Raw genomic sequence first — 23,835 nt, forward strand, 5'->3', positions numbered from 1 at the left:
TCTGAATTTGATGATGGATATGCAGAGCAGTGTGAAGCCCTTTTTCAATTTACAAAAAAATGCTTTGGAGTATTAAAAAAATAAAGGCATACAATGTTTAAGAAGTAAGAATTTGAGTATAGTAATACTGAATTTCGGGACGTACATTATGATACAGGTACTCTTAACTTTGAGTAAAATCAAAAATAGATTAGTTATGAGTTCTACCACTTCAAAATTCGATAAAATACTAAATGGTTCTCAGGAATATGGAAATGTGAACCACAAACCGGACTCAAGTAAAGAGGTCCAGATTAACACACCTGAAAAAACAATGCCTTTTTCAGACCAAATTGGAAACTACCAGCGAAACAGGGCAATTCCCGTAAAATCCTATAAAGACAGTAAAATTTATATCGTAGGAAGTGGTATTGCGGGTATGGCAGCAGCTTATTATTTTATTCGTGACGGCCATGTTCCGGGTGAGAATATTATTTTTCTGGATCAATTGCATGTAGATGGCGGATCGCTGGATGGTGCCGGAAATACCACAGACGGCTACATTATTCGCGGTGGACGTGAGATGGATATGACCTATGAAAACCTTTGGGACATCTTTCAGGATATTCCGGCTTTAGAGTTACCCGATCCTTATAGTGTATTAGACGAATACCGTCTGGTAAACGACAATGACCCTAATTACTCCAAAGCAAGACTGATTCACAACAAGGGACAAATTAAGGATTTCAGCAAATTTGGACTGGATAAAAAAGATCAGCTTGCGATTATAAAGCTGCTATTAAAAAAGAAAGAAGACCTGGACGATATCACCATTGAGGACTATTTCAGCAAATCTTTTTTAAAAAGTAATTTTTGGTTTTTCTGGCGTACCATGTTTGCTTTTGAAAACTGGCATAGTCTGTTAGAATGCAAATTATACATGCACCGTTTCCTGCATGCGATAGATGGCATGAAAGATCTTTCGTGTCTCGTCTTCCCTAAGTACAACCAATATGATACTTTTATTACACCGCTTCGAAAATTTCTTCAGGGCAAAGGCGTGCAAATAGACCTTAATACACTCGTTAAAGATTTAGATATTCAAAGCAACACAGAAGGCAAAGTAGTCGAAGCGATTATTATCGAAAGAAAGGGCAAAGAAGAAAGAATTCCTGTAGGCAAAGAGAATTATGTAATTGCCACAACAGGCTCAATGACAGAAGATACCTATTACGGCGACAACAAAACAGCACCGGTTATCACTGTAGACAGCAGCAGCAGCGGACAAAGTGCCGGATGGAAATTGTGGAAAAACCTGGCAGCCAAATCACCTGTTTTTGGGAAACCTGAAAAATTCTGCGGTAATATCGAAAAATCTTCGTGGGAATCGGCTACACTTACCTGCAGACCATCTGCTTTTACAGAAAAAGTAAAAGAATTATGTGTAAACGACCCCTATTCCGGTAAAACAGCAACAGGAGGAATTGTTACTATTAGTGATTCAAACTGGTTAATGAGTTTTACCTGTAACAGGCAACCCCACTTTCCGGACCAGCCGGATGATATTTTAGTAATTTGGGTGTACGCCCTTTTTATGGACAAAGAAGGCGATTATGTCAAAAAAACAATGCCACAATGTACAGGTGATGAAATTCTCGCAGAATTAGCCTATCACTTAGGAATCATTGATCAATTAGGCAATATCGTAGAAAACACGATTGTCAGAAGTTCTTTTATGCCTTACATCACCTCTATGTTTATGCCAAGAGCAAAAGGCGACCGTCCGCAGGTTGTGCCGGAAGGTTGTACCAATTTAGGATTAGTGGGACAATTTGTAGAAACCAATAATGATATTGTATTTACCATGGAAAGCTCAGTACGAACTGCCAGAATAGCTGTTTACGAATTATTGAACCTGAACAAACAAGTACCGGACATTAATCCGTTGCAATACGATATTCGTCATTTGCTAAAAGCAGCACAATCTTTAAACGATTATGAGCCAATAGTAGGCGAGGGGCTTTTAAGAAAATTTCTTAAAGGAACTTACTATGAACATCTTCTCGTTGAAAATGCCGACGACGGACAAGATCATGAATCGTTTTTTACGGAACAGTTAAATAAAGTAAAACACTGGATAGGAGGAATCAGGGATTAAAAGTATAAAAAAGCAATACAGTTTATAATTCAGAAAATGGCGTTAAGGCTTTGGCTTTAGCGCCATTTTTATAATATTTAAGTTTTATTTATTCTTAAATCAGCAAATGTTATAGGCATTTGTAGCCTAAAATTGCGTATTTTTATGTTTACTTGCTTTTTAAAAACAATCGTTTAACCCCTATTGATGCAGAATGGACCAGCCTTACAATAAAATAAGAGATACATTGGCCTATTTTGAGGTTGAGAACAGTTTACCTTATTATGTTTCTTCCGGAAAAAAACAAATAGATTATCCTCAGCAACCTTTTAGGATGGATTATTATTCGTTGTGTATTTGTACCGCGGGCACTATTGTTATGGCAATAGACGGTCAGCAGCATTATATCAAACCATTTACCTTATTAGTAGCAAGGCCTGCCACCATTATTGCGTTCCATACTATTAGTGACGAATTTAGAGTGAAACTGCTTTTTTTTGAAAAAGAGTTTCTGCTCAAAAACATATCAGATCCTTTTATTATTGAGAAATTAGCATTTTTCAAAGACCGCTCGTTTGAATTACTACAACTCAGGGAACAGGAAGCTAAAAAACTAATTAAGCTCATGAAATACCTTGAAAGTAAAATTGAAGCAGACCTGAAATTTAAAGACGAAATTGTCAGGACTATAATATTTAATTTGCTTCTGGAAACAGCTGAGCTTTTACCACAGGAAACACCGGAAACCGTTTTGATACTAAACAATCCCAAAGACATTTATTTTCAGTTTCTTAATCTGGTTATGGATAATATCACGCAGCATAAAGGAGTACATTATTACGCTGAGAAACTACATATTTCAAACAAATACCTGATTCAGATTGTCAAAAAAGCTGCAGATAAAACACCTCATGAAATTATCGATGCCCATTTACTAAAAGAAGCCGTAGTACTGTTAGGAAATCCGGCGATCAATATAAGCGACATTGCTTATCGGTTGCGATTTAATTCCGTTTCAGCTTTTGGGCGTTTTTTTAAAAAGCATTCTTCTGTTTCTCCCAGTGATTATCGCCGGTTGCAGCATCTTTAATTTAGGGTATGGGCAACCCATTCACATCAGGGTTTCAAACTAAAAAAATCCCGGAATTTCATTATTACACATTTTTTTTAATTACCAATATTTCTGTTTCATTTATTTTATTATGTTTGCTAAATCGATTTAGCAACTTTACTGCCTCAAACCATTTTATGAAAAATATACTTTTTAGCTGCTTTTTTATCCTGCTTTCAACAGGATTTACAAATGCTCAGGAACTCAGATCTCCCAATGGAAATTTAGTCATGACTTTTCATTTGGATAAAACCGGAACTCCCGTTTATAACTTAAATTTTAAACAAAAAACCGTAATTCAGGAAAGCAAAATGGGCTTTATTATAAAGTCGGATATACTGTTGAATAAAGGTTTTAAGATGACGGATACAAAGACTAAATCTGAAAATTCGACATGGAAACCCGTTTTAGGAGAACAAAAAGAAATCCAAAATCAATACAATGAATTGAAAGTAGCCTTGGTACAGGAAAAAAGCCAGCGAAAGGTCGACATCTGTTTTCGTTTGTTTAATGACGGACTGGGTTTTCGATATGAATTTCCTGTACAGGAAAATTTACGTCATTTTATAATTCAGGAAGAAACGACTGAATTTAATCTGACAGGAGATCATAAATTGTTCTGGATTCCGGGGGATTATGATACCAACGAATACAGTTATACGACTTCGAAAATATCAGAAATGCAGGGATTGGTTTATAACGCTACACATGTGCCGCTTGCTGCACAGGCAACCATTAAAAATCTGGCAACACAAACGCCTTTGATGATAAAGACAACGGATAATTTATACATCAACATTCACGAAGCCGCTTTAAAGAATTATCCCGCCATGTGCCTGAATGTGAATGATAAAACTTTTTCGTTGAGCTCGCATCTTGTGCCTGATGCAGTGGGAAACAAAGGATATATTCAAACCGGAAGTGTTACACCGTGGCGCACTATCGTAGTAAGTGATGATGCCAGAAATATTCTGGCTTCAAAAATGATTTTAAACCTGAATGAACCCTGCACATTTGAAGATGTTTCCTGGATTAAACCCGTAAAATATATAGGGGTCTGGTGGGAGTACTTTACCGGCGGAGGTTCAACCTGGGCATATTCAGACAATCAGGATGTTGTCATTGGCAAAACCGATTTTTCACAATTAAAACCCAATACGACACACGGAGCCAACACAAAACATGTCAAAGAATATATCGATTTTGCTTCATCAAATGGTTTTGATGCCGTTTTGGTAGAAGGATGGAATGAAGGCTGGGAAGACAATACGGCTTTCAAAAAAGAACACATCTATAGTTTTACAAAAGCCTATCCTGATTTTAACGTCAAAGAACTAAGCGACTACGCTGCAAAGAAAAACGTAAAAATCATCATGCACCATGAAACTACATCCTCAACAGCTGAATACGAAAGACAGCTAAAAGAGGCCTTGAATTTTATGGACGATAATAAGTACAACGCTGTAAAAACAGGATATGTAGGCCCAATTATCCCGAGAGGAGAACATCATGACGGGCAGCAAATGGTCAATCATTACACCTATGTGGCCACAGAAGCGGCGAAACATAAAATCATGGTAGACTCTCACGAAGCCGTTCGCCCAACAGGTTTACACCGTACTTATCCCAACTGGTTTGCACAGGAATCGGCTAGAGGAACAGAGTTTGAATCCATGGAAGGAATTCATCCCGATCATACCACAATATTACCATTTACCCGTTTAATGGGTGGTCCTATGGACTATACACCCGGAATTTTTCAGGGCGATTTATCGGTTTACGGATCTAAAAAGAATACGTTAAGCACCACGCTGGTAAAACAATTGGCATTGTATGTTACAATGTACAGTCCGCTACAAATGGCAGCTGATTTACCGGAGAATTATATAAAATTCAATGACGCTTTTCAGTTTATAAAAGACGTTGCTTTAGATTGGGACGAAACTTATATCCTTGAAGCAGAACCCGGTGATTATATTACCATCGCCAGAAAAACCAAAGGCAAAGAAGAATGGTTTGTAGGCGGAATCACCGATGAAAATCAACGTACAGCAACGATTGATTTTAGCTTTCTGCCTGCCGGAAAATCTTTTACAGCCACAATTTACGAAGATGGAAAAACAGCAGATTACAAAACCAATCCCCAGTCGTATAACATCCGAAAAATGAAGGTAAACAGCAAAACAAAAATAAAACAAAAACTGGCTTCTAGCGGGGGTGTGGCAATCTCAGTAAAATAAATAGGGTCTGAAAATAACATCTGCTCAATCTGCGGGAGAAAAAGCTGGACCACTCCCGACAGCTATCGGGAGCGGCAAAAAACAGAAAGTTGATAATAAAGTAAAAATATAAACATGAGCACAAAAATTTACCCTTTACAATTTGAACCCATTTTAAAAGAAAGAATCTGGGGAGGAGAGAAACTCAAAACAGTTCTGAACAAACCCATCACTTCTAAAATTACAGGCGAAAGCTGGGAATTATCTACCGTAGAAGGAGATGTAAGTGTGGTGGCGAATGGCGAATTAAAAGGAAAATCATTAACGGAACTGATCAATGATTTGCCGGACGAAATTTTAGGAACAGCAGTTTATAAACGCTTCGGGAAACAGTTTCCTTTGTTATTTAAATATTTAGATGCCAGAGAAGACCTTTCGATTCAGGTACATCCAAATGATGAACTGGCAAAAGAAAGACACAACTCTTTTGGTAAAACCGAAATGTGGTACATCATGCAGGCCGATCAGGATGCAAGGATTATTGTAGGTTTTAAAGAAGATTCCGGTAAAGAAGAATATCTGCAAAACCTGAATAACAAATCACTGACTTCTATTTTAGATGATATAAAAGCCCAAGCCGGAGACGTATTCTTTTTAGAAACAGGAACCGTTCACGCGATAGGGGCAGGGCTGGTTGTGGCAGAAATTCAGCAAACTTCGGACATTACCTATCGTTTGTATGATTTTGACCGAAAAGATGCTCAGGGAAACACACGCGAATTGCATGTTGATTTAGCATTAGATGCTATAAATTATAATAAGGTTGATACGTATAAAAAGTATGATAAGGCTGAAAATGAATCAAATGTAATAGTAGACTGCCCTTATTTTACCACAAATTTTATTCCGTTAAACGGAGAAAAAAAAGTCGGTAAAAACGGAGAATCCTTTACCGTTTTGATGTGTATCGAAGGAGATTTTGAAATTACAATTGAAAATGAAACGTATCCATACCAAAAAGGAGATACCGTTTTGATTCCGGCAGCCATACAAAAGTATTCCCTAAAAGGAACGGCTTCAATTTTAGAAGTATTTATCGCATAAAAATAAAAAGGGTAAAATAAATCTAATTCTCGCATAATAGCTGTAATTATTGATGATTGTGTGGTTTATTAACCTTAAAAAAATGATTCGTATAAAAAAAAGATTTACAAAATCGTTTTAGTAACTATTTTTATATATATTTGTGATATAATTAATAACAGCTTAATAAAAATTTAACGCTATAAATGAAAAAGATAACTATAAAAGATATTGCCACAGAAGCAGAAGTGTCGATATCAACAGTGTCTTTTGTCATTAACGGAAAAGGGGAGAAAATGGGAATTAGTGCTTCTGTCATCAAAAAAGTGCAGAATGTAGCAGAGAAACTCAATTACAGGCCCAGTATGATTGCGACCAGTTTAAGAACCGGTAAAACAAGATCAATCGGGCTTATTGTAGAGGATATTTCCAATCAGTTCTTCTCAGATTTGGCCAGAGTGATTGAAGACGAAGCGAAGAATATTGATTACAGGGTTTTTTATTGCAGTACAGGAGATGATGATGAACGTTCTGACGAGTTAATACATAGTCTTTTACAGGCAAATGTAGACGGCTTTATTATTACGCCGACTAAAAAGCTTGAAGAGAAAATAGACCTTCTTTTAAAATTGAAAAAACCGGTTGTATTAATCGATCGTTATTTTCCGGGACAAAGAGTGAGCCATGTGGTCATGGACAATTATGAAGCATCCAACACAGCCACTAAATATCTGATCTCAAAAGGGTTCAAAAATATAGCGGTGGTCAATAATACCTCTGAAATGATTCAGATGAAATTAAGGGAAGACGGTTATAGAGATGCCTTAAAAGAAGCAGGATTATACAAAGAGTCGCTTGTGCTTCATATGGAATATCACAGTAATGAAGAAGCAAGAATTGCATCGACCGTCAAATTTTTTAAGAAAAATGCCGAAATTGATGCTGTTTTATTCCTGACCAATTACATGGGGCTTATAGGTCTTTTGGCTTTTAAGAACATGGGAGTAAAAATACCGGAAGACATTGCTGTAATCAGTTTTGATGATCACGACAGTTTTAAATTGCATACGCCAACGATTACGGTTATTGCGCAGCCAATTGAAGAAATTGCCATAAAATCAATACAATTGCTGATGAGCCAGATGACGGATATGGAAACATTTGATGTAGAAAAAAGCCTTAAAAAAGGCAAGTTGATTATAAGAGAATCGGTTTGATAAAAAAAACCGGTTTTAAAAATAAAAAAGAACGTTTCGTTTTTTTTTACTCATTTTACTAAATCGTTTTAGTAAATTTTAGATTGATCCCGCTGATTTTCAGTTCGTTTTTTCAATCTGTTTACGATATCGATTTCTTAAAATTCAGGAAAGTGCATAACTATTAAAACCATAGTATTCAGGAGCTGGAGAACTGCTGAATACCATATTGAAAGTGAGTTCAAATTTTTTACTAATTATTAAAAACAAACGGGTTAAAAAAACAATCAAAACAAAATTCAAAACTAATAACCAAAAAAAATGCTTATGAAACGATTATTAGCAGTGTTAGGAATGGTGTTGTTCAGCAGTTTAAGTACTGTAGCGCAAAACCGATTAATAACAGGCATAGTGACTGATGCAGAAAACAAGGGAATTGTTGCTGCATCGATTGAAGTTCAGGGAAAACCATTTAGCGCGATTACAGACGCCGAAGGCAGATTTAAGATGAATGTTCCACAAGGTAAGGTTACCTTAAATTTATCATCTATCGGGTTTATATCAAAATCAGTGGTACTTCAGGAAAATGAAAATAAAATTTCGGTGGTATTAGCAGAAAATGCACAGGAATTAAAAGATGTTGTAGTAACTTCATTTGGAGTTAAAAAACAAAAGAAAAGTTTAGGTTATGCCGTTGGGGAACTAAAAGGGGAAGACATAACAAAAAACAAAGAAATCAACTTAGGAAATGCCCTTCAGGGAAAAATTGCCGGAGTTAACGTTTCTGCACCGGTTACAGGACCATCAGGTTCCAGCCGTGTTGTAATTCGTGGAGCTACTTCAGCTTCTGGTTTAAACCAGCCCTTATATGTGGTAGACGGAATTCCTATTGACAACAGCCAGCAAGGAAACGCCGGAATGTACGGAGGAGCTGATAAAGGTGATGGTATGTCATCTTTCAATCCGGACGATATCGCTTCGATGTCTGTCTTAAAAGGTAGTGCCGCTTCTGCACTTTACGGGTACAGAGGGTCAAATGGTGTTATTTTGATTACCACTAAAAAAGGTAAAAACGGAACAGGGATAGGCGTAGATTTTAGTACAAATTCTACCTTTAATACACCAGTAAGCCTTTTACACTGGCAGGATCAATACGGAGCCGGAGCACCTGTAAACGGTGTGGCAACAAGATTTACAGATCTTCAGGAACTTAGGGATTCTTATTATTTTGCATGGGGAGATAAATACGACGGAACACCTTCTCTTGCCTTAGACGGAAGCACTAAACCTTACAGAGCATACGGAAAAGACAATGTTGAAAATTTCTACAGAACCGGATATTCTTTTAGCAATACCTTAGCGATTTCTGGCGGAAACGAATCAACGAACTTCAGATTATCTTTCGGAAATACCAAAGATGAGTCTATAATGCCGGGAACTAATTTTGGCAGAAATAACATTGCTTTGAGTTTAAACTCGGCAGTAAACAAAAAAATAAGTATCGAGACCAATGCTCAGTATGTTACAGAGAAAAGTCATAACAGGCCTTATTTGAATGATTCTCCAAGAAATGCTTCTTTCCCAACTACTTTCATGACTCCGGGAACAGACATTAGATCCATAAGCAATGCGTATGACGCAAATGGAGGTGAAGCAGATTATTTTGGTGCCAATACTTACCAGACAAATCCGTACTTCGCAACACAAGAAGACCTTAACGATGACCTTAGAAAGCGTTTTATTGGTTCTGCAAAAGTAAATTACAACATTACCGATAAAATTTACGCAAAAGGGGTACTGGGTATTGATGATATCAATTATGAATATACTGAAATTGAACCAACCGGAATCAATTATAATCCTGGTGGATCTTACGAAAACAGAGTAGAAAGCCGTTCAGAATATAATGCTTCAGGGTATTTAGGATACAAAGGCGATATCGCAAAAAATCTTTCATTGGATGCTTTTGTTGGGGCTAACCGTCAACACAACAGATACAGCGGTATTAAAATGAGAGGAAACAACTTTATTGTTCCATTCAAATATTTCTATGGAAACACACAACCGGACAAATCAGAGAAATTATTCTCAGAAAGTGAAGTAAACTCTCTTTTCTATTCTGCCGATTTAGGATACAAAGATTTCTTATATGTAAGTTTAACAGGTCGTGAAGATTGGTTCTCTACTTTAGATCCGTCAAACAACAGTACCTTTTATCCTTCTGTGAGTTCAAGTTTTATTTATTCTGAAGTAATCAAATTACCGGAATGGATGTCTTACGGTAAGTTCAGAGCAGGTTGGGGTAACGTAGGAGGTGCATTGCCTGACGCTTATGCTTTGGCATTGACTTATACAGCACCAGACGGACAAACAGATTCTTTGGGGCAGCCAATTTTGGGTGTTAACGGAGAAACAGTTCCAAACAAAACCTTAAAACCTTATAATGTAAGTACCATCGAATTTGGTTTTGAAAATACTTTCTTCAACAACAGAGTGAGTACAGATTTAACATTCTATCAAAAGAAAACCACAAACGATATTACAGATGCAGATATTTCTCAGGCTTCCGGTTACCGAACTACAAAAATCAACGTAGGGGAAATCATGAACAAAGGGGTTGAATTTGCTGTAAACGTAAAAGCGGTTAAAACACAAAATTTCTCCTGGAATATTGCGTATAACTTTGCTTACAATGACAGTAAAGTATTAAATCTTTCAGACAAAATTACAACCAAATCATTAGAAGGAAACAGAGATGCAAGAGCTTCTGTGGTTTTAGAAAAAGGACAGCCTTTTGGAGTAATCAAAGCCTATGATTATTTAAGAGATGCACAAGGAAATATCGTATTGGATACAAACGGTAAATTCATGAGAGGAAATCTAATCATAGCAGGACAAGGTGTTGCGCCAACTGCAATGGGACTTTCAAATGACTTCTCTTATAAAAACTTTACATTGTCAGTATTTGTAGATGCTAAATTTGGAGGAGAAATCTATTCTGCTACCAATCAATTAGGAACTCGTTACGGATTATCAGAGCAGACGCTTCCGGGTCGTGAAGGCGGAGTAGTAGTATCAGGTAAAGACATTAACGGAAATGCTGTAAACACAACTGTTTCTGCATACGATTACTGGAGAAGTTATAGTGATGTAACCTCAAACTTTGTATACGATGCTGATTTCGTGAAATTAAGAGCAATTTCATTTAGCTACAATTTCCCAAAAACATATCTTTCAAAAACGCCATTTCAGGCAATTAGTTTAGCATTCTCTGCTCACAATTTATGGACAATCTATGATAAAGTGCCAAACATTGATCCGGAGTCCAACTATTCTAACAGTAATGCGCAGGGTCTTGAAAGAGCTTCTATGCCTTTGACAAGAAATTATGGTGTAACGCTGAATGTCAAATTCTAATATTATAAAAAGATGAAAAATAAATATATAAAAATATTTTGTGTCGCAATAGTAAGTGCAATGACATTGACTTCATGCGATAAAGGATTTGAAGAAATGAATACAAATCCAAATGCACTGACAGATCCTGCTGTAAAATCAATGTTTACACTGGCTGAGATCTACTTAGATGGTCAGGATTTTTCGAATACCAGAGGAAATAATTATTACGCAGCACAAATCGTACAGCAATTTTCTTCATTAGGAGGACCGGGTTCAAAATATACCTATTCTTCTGAATATTCAGGTTCGCTTTTTGGAGAATCTTACGGAAAAGGATTAAACCAGATTTTTCAATTAACTTCTGTTTTAAAAGATACACCGGAAAATTCTAATACCATTCAGGCACTAAGGATCATGAAAGTATTCATGTTTCAAAAATTGACGGATACCTACGGTGAAGTTCCTTATTTCGAAGCCGGAAAAGGATACAACGGAAATGTTTTTGCCCCAAAATATGACACACAGGAAGCGATCTACAATGACCTTTTAAAAGAATTAGACGAAGCGGGAGATGCTCTGGATGCAAATAAAGCCTTTGTTGGTGCAGCCGATTTGTATTACCAAAGCGATGTTGCCAAATGGAAAAAACTGGCAAATTCCCTAATGTTGAGAGTGGCAATGCGTTTGTCTAAAGTAAACCCTGCAAAAGCGAAACAATACGTAGAAAAAGCGGTTGCTAAAGGAGTTTTTACTTCAAACGATGATAGTTTGGTTTTAAAACACGATTCAGGCCCTGCCGGAGTTAAAACAAACCCAATCACTTCTTCATGGTTTCGAAACGACCTGAATGGTGGTGACGGGAATGTAAAATTCAGCAAAACGTATATCGATTTCCTGAAAAACAACAACGATCCGCGTTTGAGAATCTATGCAAAACTAGAAGCTACAGGAGACAATTCTCCGGCAAGCCAGCAAGGTCTTGCTAATGATGCAAAAGAATTTCCGGGCGGAGACAAAAAATTGTTCTCAGATCCTAATACATCAACGGTATTGCGTTTAGACGCACCAACCTTAATCATGTCTTATGCCGAAGTACAATTTATACTGGCAGAAGCAGCGGTAAAAGGATGGAACGTGGGTGGAACTGCACAAAAGTTCTACGAAGACGGAGTAAAAGCAGCCATGAATATTCTGACCATTTTTGGAGACAAAGTACCGGCAGTTTCAACCGCTGAATACAACACTTATATTTTGGCTCATCCGTTTAATGCTACCGGAACTGACGCACAGAAAATTGAACAAATTATCACTCAGAAATGGGTTGTATTATTGTTTAATGGTTTTGAAGCATTCTCAGAATACAGACGAACAGGATATCCTGCTATAGTTCCCGTTAATGACCCAACCGGAGAAACAAAAGGAACAGTTCCAAGAAGATTAATTTACGATCAGTCAGAGTTAATTACAAACGCTGCCAATTATAAAGAAGCGATCTCACGTCAGGGACTGGATTTAATGACAACCAGAATTTGGTGGGACAAACAATAGTTTAAGTTTGGTTAGAGTTAGTTGAATTAAGCCGGGTAGGAATACCTGTACCGCCCGGCTTATTTTATATTTTGATTTTTATTTATTAAAAAAGTTTTATCACCCATTCGTTCGCTGGTTTTTAAAACCTTTTTTTTCGCAAGTACTAAATGTACCGGCTGAAAAAGAAGAGATTATCTTCAAATGAACCTAAAATGAAAGATTGATTTTTTTAAGGACTATAAAAATCTAAAATCAGCAATCTAAAATTAATAAAACCGGCAGCTGTAAAAAGGAAATGATTTCTGGATATTTTGTTAGTTACCTTGTATTCTGATACAAACCTACAGAGAAGGATAATGGATTACCAATTGTCCTTCTCAAACTGCCAAAAATTAAACTGCCCACACATAATAATTAAGCATACAATAAAAATGGAGTCTAAAAAAAGCTTCTATTGGATTTTAGGTATTTGTCTGGCAAATTTTTCATTTGCCGTAAATGCCCAAAATATAGATTTGAAATCCGGATGGCAATATCGGGAAGTAAAAACAGCAAAGTGGAATCCCGCCACTGTTCCCGGAGAAATCCATACAGACTTGCTGAACAATAAATTAATACCGGATCCATTTTACAGAGACAACGAAAAAAAACTGGAATGGATCGAAAAGAAAGACTGGGAATATAAAACCACTTTTCAGGTTAGTCCGGCGCTATTAAAAAAGAAGAATGCCGAATTGGTTTTTGACGGTTTAGATACTTATGCTACTGTTTACCTTAACAATAAAGAAATTCTAAAAGCCGATAATATGTTTCGCCAATGGCGTGTTGATGTTAAAAAACTAATTAAATCCGGTCATAATGATTTGGTGGTCGTTTTTAAATCGGCACAAAATGTGGTGGATTCATTGGCCAAAAAAGATTTTCCGTTTGTAATCCCGGATAATCCAAGAGCGTATGTACGTAAAGCACAATATCATTTTGGATGGGACTGGGGACCAAAATTCACTACTTGCGGAATCTGGAAAACGCCACGCTTAGAAGTATACGACGAAAAAACTCCGGAGAAACCGTATGTGCCGGACCGCAAAATCGAATTGGTGCAGGAACCGGATAATCTGGGTAAAACATTCTACTTTAAAATTGATGGAAAGCCCGTTTATATGAAAGGGGCTAACTATATTCCGTCAGATGCTTTTCTGTCGCGCGTAACCAAAAAAGAATACGAAAAAGTAGTAGGGATGGCCAAAGACGCCAACATGAACATGCTTCGTGTCTGGGGCGGCGGAATCTATGAAGACGATTATTTCTACGACTTATGTGATAAAAACGGAATCTATATCTGGCAGGATTTTATGTTTGCCGGAACAATGGTACCGGGAGATGATGCTTTTTTTGATAATGTAAAAAAAGAAGTGCAGTATCAGGTAAAACGTTTACGCCATCATAAAAGTATTGTTTTGTGGTGCGGCAATAATGAAATCGACGAAGCCTTTAAAGACTGGGGTTGGCAAAAGACCATGAAAATGTCTAAGCAGGATTCAACCCGTTTATGGAAAGATTACGTTCGCCTGTTTCAGGACAGCATCCCAAAATGGGTAAAAGAAGTCGATACCAAACGTCCTTATATCAGTTCATCACCAATGTTTCACTGGTCAAGAAGCACCAGTCTTACTGAAGGTGACAGCCATTATTGGGGAACCTGGTGGGGATTAGAAGATGTCGAAGCCGTACAGAAAAAAACAGGCCGCTTTGTGAGCGAATACGGAATGCAGGCCATGCCAACCTATTCCTCGATCGAAAAATTTACCTTGCCGGAAGACCGCTATTTATATTCGGATATCTTGCAGGCGCATCAAAAAGCCGGCAAAGGATTCCTGAAATTAGATTCGTATCTGAATCGGTATTTTATTGATTCGGTCAAAATAAAGAAAATGAATGTCGAGGATTATTCCTATCTCACACAGTGTTTACAATATTATTCGCTAAAAAATATTATTGGCATTCACCGTTCAAAAGCACCTTACAATATGGGAACTTTAGTCTGGCAACTCAACGATTGCTGGCCGGTAGCAAGCTGGAGTGTAACCGATTATTACGATCGTCAGCCCAAAGCAGCCTGGTACGCCATGAAAGAAGCCTATCGTGACGACAAAACCCCCGAAATAGATTTGACACGTCCGATAAATTTAAAACTGGAAGAACCAAAAATAACGTGGGAATTAAAAGGAAATAAAGTAATTTTAAAAGCTTCCAAATTTGCCAAATACGTAAACGTTTCCATAAAAGGATATACCGGAAAATGGAGCGACAATTATTTCGATTTAAAGCCCGGAGAAGAAAAAATAATCACGTTTGAAGGGAAAGTAATAAAGCCGGTTTTGAAAATTTACTCTCTTTATGATGTTTTGAAGAGGTACTAAGGTTCTTAGGTTTTTAGGGACAGAGGTTCAAAGGAACAAAGCGACAAAGGTTTTTGTAGAGGCGCACAGTAATACGTCTCCTTTGCGAGCCTTGCGTAAATTATTGCGCACTTTGCGGTTAATTTTTTTATGTTCAAAGATTAAAAAAAATCTGTATAAACCCGTTTAATCCACGTCATCCGTGTGCCATCAAACAAGTAAAATAAAAAATGAATAACATGATTACAAAATATAAACACATTGTTTTCGCCATAATTATGCTAATTAATTTCCCTGTAATCTCACAGGAAAAGAAAGCAAAACAAAACAATATAGATTACACCCAATATGTAAATCCATTGATAGGTTCTGCCGGGCACGGACATGTATTTGTGGGGGCTAATGTTCCGTTTGGAGCAGTACAATTAGGCCCTGTTAATATATTTGAAGGCTGGGACTGGTGCAGCGGGTACAACTATGCCAGTAATACAATATTAGGATTCACGCATACGCATTTAAGCGGAACCGGAATTGGCGATTTAAATGATATTCTCTTGCTTCCCGTTTCCGGAAAAGTGCCTTTGTTTAAAGGAACAAAAGAAGATATGGCAAACGGTTACGGCTCTTATTTTTCACATGGAAATGAAGTGAGTAAACCAGGATACTACAGCGTTTTATTGGATAAATATAAAATTAAAGCCGAATTGACTGCCAGTGAAAGAGTGGGTTTTCATAAATACACGTTTAATAGTACGCAGGATAATCATATTTTAGTAGACCTTGCAGATGGTATTGGCTGGGATAAACCCGTCAAAACATTTATCAAAAAAATAAACGAAACGACACTTGTAGGCTATCGTTTTTCAGCAGGCTGGGCAGCAGATCAGCGTGTTTATTTTGCAATCGAATTTTCGGAACCAATTTCAAATATAGCATTATACGATGATAAGACCAAAGTAAATGGAAATGAAGGCGAAGGATTAAAAATGAAAGCCATTCTGGATTTTGCCACAAAAAACAAGCAGGTTTTAGTAAAAGCAGGTATTTCTCCGGTAAGCTATGAAAATGCTGTTTTAAACATAAAAGCAGAAATTCCGAATTGGGATTTTGATCAGACGGTAAAAACTGCCACATCAAAATGGAACAGGGAATTAAAGAAAATTCAGATCAAAGGAGATGATAAAACGATGAAAGTTTTTTATACGGCCTTATACCATACCATGTTTGCCCCTTCGATTTTCAATGATGCCAATGGCGATTACAGAGGAACAGACAAAAAAGTATACGAAAAAGCAAATTTTACAAATTATACCACTTTTTCACTTTGGGACACCTATCGTGGTTTACATCCGTTGTATACCATTACACAAGAAGATAAGATCAATGACATTGTAAAATCATTTTTGGCGATTTACGAGCAACAGGGCCGATTACCGGTTTGGCATTTAATGGGCAATGAAACCAATACCATGAACGGAAATCACTCGATTGCCGTTATTGCAGATGCCTATCTAAAAGGCTATAGAGGTTATGATACCGCATTGGCGTATGAAGCCATCAAAAAAACAGCCATGCAAACGCGGGACGGAATGGATTATGTTCAAAAACTGGAATATATCCCTGCCGATAAAATGTTAGAATCTGTTGGTAATGCTCTAGAATATGCCATTGATGATTATTGTGTGGCGCAAATGGCAAAATCTTTAGGCAAAACGGAAGATTATAATTATTTCTCGAAAAGAGCGAATTTGTACAAATTGTATTTCGATAAAGAAACCACTTTCATGAGAGGAAAATTAACAGATGGAAAGTGGAGAACACCCTTTAATCCGCTTTCATCGGCACATCGTAAAGACGATTATGTTGAAGGAAATGCGTGGCAATATACCTGGTTAGTCCCTCAGGACCCTTACGGTTTAATTGAACTGTTTGGAAGCGAAGATAAATTTTTAGCCAAATTAGATTCTCTTTTCCTGATCACAGACAAAGTAGAAGGAGAGGAAATTTCTCCGGACATTAGCGGATTAATTGGTCAATATGCACAAGGAAACGAACCCAATCATCATATTCCATATTTGTATGCTTATGCGGGACAACCCTGGAAAACAGCAAAGCTAATCCGTGAAATTGATGATAAATTCTACTCAACAAAACCGGATGGCTTATGTGGTAACGAAGATTTGGGGCAAATGTCGGCCTGGTACGTTTTCTCTTCAATGGGATTCTATTCGGTTAATCCGGCAAACGGAATTTACGTTTTGGGAAGTCCGTTAGTTAATACAGCTACAGTTCATTATAAAGAAGGAATTTCGTTTACACTCAATGCAGTAAACAATAGTAAAACCAATATCTATATCCAAAAAGCAGATTATAACGGAAAACCGTATACAAAATCATACATCACGCACGATATGATTGTAAAAGGAGGAGAGCTGAAATTGTATATGGGAAATAAACCATCGACAACTTTTGGAGTGAAGAAAGAAGACAGACCGCTTTAAATTTAAGATTTTAGAATATAGATTTGAGATGTAAGAAGTTAAAGATTTCATTCACATTTTTTCCTAACAGGTTTTTAAAACCTGTTAGGTATAGTTTAAAAGCTGTTTAAGTATAGTTTTAAACGGGGTATAGTTTTAGGTTTAGGATAGCTTTATCAAAGGCTCAGACTTTTACAAAACTTTGCAAGTGGAGAATGCACATTTCATAAAAAACACACATAATACCTAACAGGTTTTTAAAACCTGTTAGGATAATAAAAAAAGGATATGAAAATAAAGAGTTTAATTTTTTTAGGATTAATGCAATGTTGCGTTTTTGTAAATGCACAAGTTAAAACGTTAGATCCGGTAGAATATGTAAATCCTTTAATGGGAACACAATCATTGCATAGTCTTTCAAACGGAAATACCTATCCTGCGATTTGCAGACCCTGGGGAATGAATTTCTGGACACCGCAAACCGGAAAAATGGGCGACGGATGGGCGTATATTTATACTTCCGAAAAAATCAGGGGATTCAAACAAACCCACCAGCCATCACCTTGGATGAACGATTACGGACAGTTTTCGATCATGCCGGTAACCGGAAAATTAGCTTTTACAGAAGAAGAAAGAGCAAGCTGGTTCAGCCATAAAGCTGAGGTTTCAAAACCCTATTATTACAGTGTATATCTTGCCGATTATGATGTAACGACAGAAATCACCGCTACCGAAAGGGCTGCACATTTTCAGATTACTTTTCCGGAGAATGCACAATCTTCTATTGTAATTGATGCATTTGATAAAGGGTCGTACATCAAAATAATTCCATCCGAAAATAAAATTATCGGTTACACAACCCGCAATAGTGGCGGAGTACAGGAGAATTTCAAAAATTATTTCGTCTTGCAGTTTGATAAGCCATTTGTAACCCACTCTACCTGGCACGATAAAGTTTTAGAAAAAGACAAACTGGAATTAAAAGACAATCATACAGGAGCAGTGGTTGGCTTTAAAACCAGAAAAGGAGAAATCGTAAACGTAAAAGTTTCCTCTTCATTTATCAGTCCGGAACAAGCGGAGTTAAATTTAAAAAATGAATTAGGAACAGCCTCATTTAATGAAACCGTAGCGCAATCCAAACAGGAATGGAATAAAGTTTTAGGAAAATTAACAGCCGAAGGCGGAAGCGAAGAACAATTAAAAACATTTTACTCTTGTTTATACCGTACCGCTTGTTTTCCGCAAAAACAATATGAGATAAATGCAAAAGGAGAAATTGTGCATTACAGCCCTTACAATGGTAAAACTTTACCGGGTTACAGGTTTGCCGGAACAGGTTTTTGGGATACTTTCCGTGCGTTATATCCTTTACTGAATTTAGTTTATCCTTCTATAAACAAAGAAATGCAGGAAGGATTAATCAACGATTACAAAGAAGGCGGTTTCCTGCCGGAATGGTCCAGCCCGGGATTCAGAAACGTAATGGTCGGGAATAATTCGGCATCTGTAGTTGCGGATGCTTATATTAAAGGATTACGAGGATATGACATTAACAAATTGTACGAAGCATTAGTGCACGGAGCCAATAACGAAGGGCCGCTGGATGCTGTGGGACGAAAGGGAGTGGAGTATTACAACACTTTAGGATATGTGCCTTATGATGTGAAAATTAATGAAAATGCAGCCCGGACATTAGAATATGCTTATGATGATTTTACGATCTGGAAACTGGCAAAAGCCTTAAACCGTCCGAAAAAAGAAATCATTTTATACGAAAAACGAATGATGAATTATAAGAATCTTTATAATCCTGAAATTGGTTTGATGAGCGGTAGAAATAAAGACGGAAGTTTTCCAAAAAATTTCAATCCGTTTAAATGGGGAGATGCTTTTACCGAAGGAAATGCCTGGCATTACAGCTGGAGTGTTTTTCATGACGTACAGGGTTTGATCGATTTAATGGGCGGAGAGAAAAATTTCACAGCAAAATTAGACGCTGTATTTACAACGCCGCCGGTTTTTGATGATAGTTATTACGGATCGGTAATTCACGAAATCCGCGAAATGCAAATTATGAATATGGGACAATATGCACACGGAAACCAGCCAATTCAGCACATGATTTACTTATACAATTATGCAGGTGAACCCTGGAAAACACAATACTGGTCCCGCGAAGTCATGAACCGTTTGTACAAACCCGCTCCGGACGGATATTGCGGAGATGAGGATAACGGACAAACCTCAGCCTGGTACGTTTTCTCTGCAATGGGATTCTATCCGGTTTGCCCGGGAACAGAAGAATATGTTTTGGGAGCACCATTATTTAAAAAACTGACACTACAATTAGAAAACGGAAAACAACTGGTGATCAAGGCACCAAACAATTCTGAAACCAACAAATATGTTCAGGATTTAAAATGGGATACGACCACTTATGCCAAAAATTTCATCAACCATTTTGAAGTATTAAAAGGTGGTGAATTAAACTTTGACATGAGCAGCACACCTAATTTACAAAGAGGAACTTCGGCAAGTGCCTATCCATATTCTTATTCAACTTCAAAATAATACTATGCAGTCACGTAGAAAATTTATAAAAAACACAGGAATTTTTTCAGCAGGATTATTGGCACTTCAAACCGATGTTTTCGGGATGCAGTCGGATGCTTTCAATTTTGCCTTAAAAGATTTTATTACCAAAAGGCCACCGTTAGCCGAAAGAAAATTTACGAGTAAAGCAGTCGAAGCTGCAATCGTAAGGATCAAAAAACAAATCGCAAATCCGGAACTGGCATGGTTGTTCGAAAACTGTTTTCCAAACACCTTAGACACTACAGTCGATTTTGAAATCATCGACGGAAAACCGGATACGTATGTCATTACAGGAGATATCGATGCCATGTGGCTGCGTGACAGTACAGCACAAATCTGGCCGTATATTCCGTTTGTAAAAGAAGACAAAAAACTGGCAGAACTGGTAAAAGGTGTCATCAACCGCCAGACAAAATGTATTTTGTTAGATCCTTATGCGAATGCTTTTTATAAAGATTTCAATCAGGTAAGCGAATGGAAAAATGACATGACGAAGATGCAGCCGGGCATTCACGAACGCAAATGGGAAATTGACAGTTTGTGTTACCCCATACGATTGGCACATGGCTATTGGAAGGAAACCGGAGATATCAGTTTGTTCGACAGCAAGTGGAAAGAAGCCATGCTTTTGGTTCTGCAAACCTTTAAAGAGCAACAACGCTGGACGGATAAAGGGCCATACAATTTTCAGCGCGTTACAGCCTGGGCTACAGATGGTGTACCTTTAAGCGGTTACGGCTATCCGGTAAAACCATGCGGATTGATTGTTTCGACTTTCAGGCCAAGTGATGACAGTACCTTGTTTGGCTATTTGATTCCGAGTAATATGTTTGCGATTGAAGTATTGGGATACCTTCAGGAAATTTTCTCTTTGCCGGCATTAAAAGACGATAATTTAGTAGCTAAAGCAAAAGAATTACAAGGACAAGTTCAGAAAGGATTAGAAGAAAACGGTATCATCGAGCATCCAAAATTCGGAAAAATCATTGCTTTTGAAGTAAACGGATACGGAAGTTTCCATATGATGGATGATGCCAATGTTCCGTCATTATTGTCATTGCCGTATTTAGGCGCAATTGAACCGGACAATCAATTGTATCTCAATACCCGTAAAGTAGTACTTTCAGAAAATAACCCGTTTTTTTATAAAGGAAAAGCAGGCGAAGGCGTTGGAGGCCCACATACAGGAACAGATACCATCTGGCCTATGAGTATTGTTTTAAGAGCCATTACCAGTGTCGATGAAAAAGAGATCAAAGCGTGTATTAGCAATCTGATCAAAACCAATGCTGATACAGGTTTTATGCACGAGTCCTTTCATAAAGACGATGTAACCAGGTTTACAAGAAAATGGTTTGCCTGGGCCAATACGCTATTTGGAGAAATGATTGTGCATACAAGCCTTCATTATCCTCAGATTTTAAAAGACAAAAACATATAAAAAAAGAAATATTTACCATTAAGAGAGTAGTAAAATAAAGCTTTTAAAAAGTAGAGACAGAAAAAATACTTACCAGTAGGAAAGATGAAGCCGTTAGACGTAATCAACTTAATTCCTTAATGGTGAAAAAAGAATCAAAACTAAATTTTCTAACGCTCTTAATGGTTCAATTCAAAAAAATAAAGAATGAATAAAGAATATGCCGTAGGAATTGATATTGGAGGAACACATATTACCACAGCTATTATAGATGTTAAAAATATGCAATTGCTTGCTCTTTCGCTGCACAAAGAATCTTTTGACTCTAATTTGCCGGTAGATCAGGTAATGTCTATCTGGGAAAAAGGCATTCAGACTTCGATTAAAAATTCGAAAGTAGAGAATATAATGGGATTATCCGTTTGTATGCCGGGGCCGTTTGACTATGAAAATGGAATTTGCTGGATCAAAGACCAGTCTAAATATGAACATTTTTACGGACTCAATGTTCGTTATTTATTTCAGGGAACGCTTAATCTTACAAGTGATTTTCCAATTCTTTTTGAAAACGATGCCGTTTGTTTTGGGAAAGGCGAAGTCTACAAAGACGCCCGTAACCTGTCCAAGAAAGTAATGGCAATCACACTTGGTACCGGACTTGGCGCTTGTTTTATCGATAAAGGAGTTTCGGTTGCTGCGGGAGAATCTGTACCAGCAGACGGAGAAATTTACAATCTGGCTTTTAAAGAAAGCATTGCCGAAGATTATGTTTCGGCACGAGGACTAATAAAACGTTATAAAGCTTTAACAGGCAACGCTGTTACAAACGGATTAGAGCTTTTTAATCTGGCTAAAGACGGTGATAATAATGCCATAAAAGCATTTAATGAAATGGGAGAAAATTTAGCCGATATTGTGATTCCGTGGTTAAAAAAATTCAATGCCGATAGTTTTATTATTGGAGGAAAAATTGCCAATGCAAGCGAATTTTTTCTGGAAGATTTCAGTAAAAAAATTAAAGAAGCAGGAATTGAAATCAATATTTCCATTTCAAAAGATAATGAAGCCGCTGCTTTAATTGGAGCAGTAAGTCTGCTTTATACAGCGTAATTTTTTCTAAATTTACGGCACTTGGTTTAAAATTTTTAATGTTACATGGTTTAAATTTTATTTTAATATGGCAAACTCAAATCGCAGGAATTTCATAAAGACCGCAGCAATAGCTTCAGTAGCTGTCGCGTTACAATCTTTTGATACAAAATCAGGAGAAGAAAAAGGATTAGTCTCCAAAAAAGGAAAGAAACCCATTGTACTTTCAACCTGGCGATTTGGAATCCCGGCAAACGAAGCAGCCTGGGAAGTTTTAAAAAATAAAGGAACAGCGCTGGATGCTGTCGAAGCAGGAGTTAAAATTCCCGAAGGCGATCCCAAAGAAAGAAGCGTGGGTTATGGCGGACGCCCGGACAGAGATGGCCGTGTAACGTTAGACGCCTGTATCATGGATGAAAATGCCAATATCGGTTCCGTAGCCTGTTTAGAATATATAAAACACCCTATATCAGTTGCCAGAGCGGTAATGGAAAAAACACCCCACGTGATGCTGGTAGGCGATGGAGCCTTGCAATTCGCCGTCTCTCAGGGGTTTAAAAAAGAAAACCTTTTAACGGAAGAATCTGAAAAAGAATGGAAAGAATGGCTCAAAGACAGTAAATACAAACCCATCGCCAATATCGAAAACCACGATACGATTGGAATGATTGCCCTGGATGCCCACGGAAACCTTTCGGGCGCCTGTACCACAAGCGGAATGGCATTTAAAATGCACGGACGTGTTGGAGATTCGCCCATTATTGGAGCCGGTTTGTATGTAGATAACGAAATTGGAGCCGCAACAGCCACAGGTCATGGCGAAGAAGTAATCCGTATTTCAGGTTGTCATTTGGTAGTCGAATTAATGCGACAAGGCAAATCGCCTCAAAAAGCCTGCGAAGAAGCCGTTGCCAGAATTGTAAAACTAACCCAAAACAGAAAGAAGGAGTTAAAAGACATTCAGGTAGGTTTTATAGCGCTGAACAAAGCCGGAGAATATGGTTCGTATTGTGTACAGGGCGGTTTTAACTACGCTGTTTATGACGATACCGGAAATAAACTAATCGATGCCGAATACTTTTTGAAAATATAGTAATTGATTCCGCCAGGAGTTAATTGTTTTTATCATGCGTAAAGATCTTTTTGATCTTTACGCATTTTTTTTTCAGTTACTCGTCATGACAAATGCGAAAGT

13 protein-coding genes are annotated in these 23,835 nt (G+C 37.4%); all 13 read left to right on the forward strand.

The genetic code is table 11. From position 1 onward, the window contains the following. Window positions 1–196 precede the first annotated feature (196 nt). The 13 genes from ACHRWY_RS21815 to ACHRWY_RS21875 all read left to right on the forward strand — a co-directional run bounded on the left by ACHRWY_RS21815 (window position 197) and on the right by ACHRWY_RS21875 (window position 23,733). A complete protein-coding gene (locus tag ACHRWY_RS21815) occupies window positions 197–2,137 on the forward strand; it encodes an oleate hydratase (protein WP_395357512.1) in 1,941 nt (646 codons plus the stop codon). 193 nt (window positions 2,138–2,330) lie between these two features. Beyond that, window positions 2,331–3,206, forward strand: a complete 876-nt coding sequence (locus ACHRWY_RS21820) for a helix-turn-helix domain-containing protein (protein WP_395357513.1) — start codon at window positions 2,331–2,333, stop codon at window positions 3,204–3,206. 158 nt (window positions 3,207–3,364) lie between these two features. Further along, complete coding sequence (locus ACHRWY_RS21825; protein WP_395357514.1) at window positions 3,365–5,467, forward strand: glycoside hydrolase family 97 protein; 2,103 nt, start codon at window positions 3,365–3,367, stop codon at window positions 5,465–5,467. Between the two features lie 114 nt (window positions 5,468–5,581). Further along, entirely contained in the window at window positions 5,582–6,550 is a 969-nt protein-coding gene (locus tag ACHRWY_RS21830; protein ID WP_395357515.1) for a type I phosphomannose isomerase catalytic subunit, read from the forward strand. A gap of 185 nt (window positions 6,551–6,735) precedes the next feature. After that, on the forward strand, window positions 6,736–7,746 hold the full coding sequence (locus tag ACHRWY_RS21835) for a LacI family DNA-binding transcriptional regulator (protein ID WP_395357516.1): 1,011 nt from the start codon (window positions 6,736–6,738) through the stop codon (window positions 7,744–7,746). 306 nt (window positions 7,747–8,052) lie between these two features. Next, window positions 8,053–11,142 (forward strand): SusC/RagA family TonB-linked outer membrane protein, encoded by a 3,090-nt coding sequence (locus tag ACHRWY_RS21840; RefSeq protein ID WP_395357517.1) that lies wholly within the window; start codon window positions 8,053–8,055, stop codon window positions 11,140–11,142. 12 nt (window positions 11,143–11,154) lie between these two features. Beyond that, window positions 11,155–12,672: a SusD/RagB family nutrient-binding outer membrane lipoprotein gene (locus ACHRWY_RS21845; protein ID WP_395357518.1), complete on the forward strand. Its 1,518-nt coding sequence runs from the start codon at window positions 11,155–11,157 to the stop codon at window positions 12,670–12,672. A gap of 413 nt (window positions 12,673–13,085) precedes the next feature. Continuing rightward, window positions 13,086–15,074 carry a glycosyl hydrolase 2 galactose-binding domain-containing protein gene (locus tag ACHRWY_RS21850; RefSeq protein WP_395357519.1) on the forward strand — a complete coding sequence of 663 codons (1,989 nt, stop codon included), beginning with the start codon at window positions 13,086–13,088 and terminating at the stop codon, window positions 15,072–15,074. A gap of 218 nt (window positions 15,075–15,292) precedes the next feature. After that, window positions 15,293–17,554 carry a GH92 family glycosyl hydrolase gene (locus ACHRWY_RS21855; protein ID WP_395357520.1) on the forward strand — a complete coding sequence of 754 codons (2,262 nt, stop codon included), beginning with the start codon at window positions 15,293–15,295 and terminating at the stop codon, window positions 17,552–17,554. Window positions 17,555–17,821: 267 nt separating this feature from the next. Next, entirely contained in the window at window positions 17,822–20,107 is a 2,286-nt protein-coding gene (locus ACHRWY_RS21860; protein ID WP_395357521.1) for a GH92 family glycosyl hydrolase, read from the forward strand. Window positions 20,108–20,111: 4 nt separating this feature from the next. Next, window positions 20,112–21,572, forward strand: a complete 1,461-nt coding sequence (locus tag ACHRWY_RS21865; RefSeq protein ID WP_395357522.1) for a glycoside hydrolase family 125 protein — start codon at window positions 20,112–20,114, stop codon at window positions 21,570–21,572. Between the two features lie 186 nt (window positions 21,573–21,758). Beyond that, entirely contained in the window at window positions 21,759–22,661 is a 903-nt protein-coding gene (locus ACHRWY_RS21870) for an ROK family protein (protein WP_395357523.1), read from the forward strand. 67 nt (window positions 22,662–22,728) lie between these two features. Beyond that, window positions 22,729–23,733: an isoaspartyl peptidase/L-asparaginase family protein gene (locus tag ACHRWY_RS21875; RefSeq protein ID WP_395357524.1), complete on the forward strand. Its 1,005-nt coding sequence runs from the start codon at window positions 22,729–22,731 to the stop codon at window positions 23,731–23,733. The last annotated feature ends 102 nt before the right edge of the window (window positions 23,734–23,835 follow it).

The organism is Flavobacterium sp. FlaQc-48, assembly GCF_044007335.1.
Lineage (GTDB): Bacteria > Bacteroidota > Bacteroidia > Flavobacteriales > Flavobacteriaceae > Flavobacterium.

Coding starts and splice junctions, on each gene's coding strand:
- ACHRWY_RS21815 (WP_395357512.1), top strand. CDS start 197: ATGAGTTCTACCACTTCAAAATTCGATAAAATACTAAATGGTTCTCAG.
- ACHRWY_RS21870 (WP_395357523.1), top strand. CDS start 21,759: ATGAATAAAGAATATGCCGTAGGAATTGATATTGGAGGAACACATATT.
- ACHRWY_RS21865 (WP_395357522.1), top strand. CDS start 20,112: ATGCAGTCACGTAGAAAATTTATAAAAAACACAGGAATTTTTTCAGCA.
- ACHRWY_RS21850 (WP_395357519.1), top strand. CDS start 13,086: ATGGAGTCTAAAAAAAGCTTCTATTGGATTTTAGGTATTTGTCTGGCA.
- ACHRWY_RS21820 (WP_395357513.1), top strand. CDS start 2,331: ATGGACCAGCCTTACAATAAAATAAGAGATACATTGGCCTATTTTGAG.
- ACHRWY_RS21855 (WP_395357520.1), top strand. CDS start 15,293: ATGATTACAAAATATAAACACATTGTTTTCGCCATAATTATGCTAATT.
- ACHRWY_RS21860 (WP_395357521.1), top strand. CDS start 17,822: ATGAAAATAAAGAGTTTAATTTTTTTAGGATTAATGCAATGTTGCGTT.
- ACHRWY_RS21825 (WP_395357514.1), top strand. CDS start 3,365: ATGAAAAATATACTTTTTAGCTGCTTTTTTATCCTGCTTTCAACAGGA.
- ACHRWY_RS21835 (WP_395357516.1), top strand. CDS start 6,736: ATGAAAAAGATAACTATAAAAGATATTGCCACAGAAGCAGAAGTGTCG.
- ACHRWY_RS21840 (WP_395357517.1), top strand. CDS start 8,053: ATGAAACGATTATTAGCAGTGTTAGGAATGGTGTTGTTCAGCAGTTTA.
- ACHRWY_RS21830 (WP_395357515.1), top strand. CDS start 5,582: ATGAGCACAAAAATTTACCCTTTACAATTTGAACCCATTTTAAAAGAA.
- ACHRWY_RS21875 (WP_395357524.1), top strand. CDS start 22,729: ATGGCAAACTCAAATCGCAGGAATTTCATAAAGACCGCAGCAATAGCT.
- ACHRWY_RS21845 (WP_395357518.1), top strand. CDS start 11,155: ATGAAAAATAAATATATAAAAATATTTTGTGTCGCAATAGTAAGTGCA.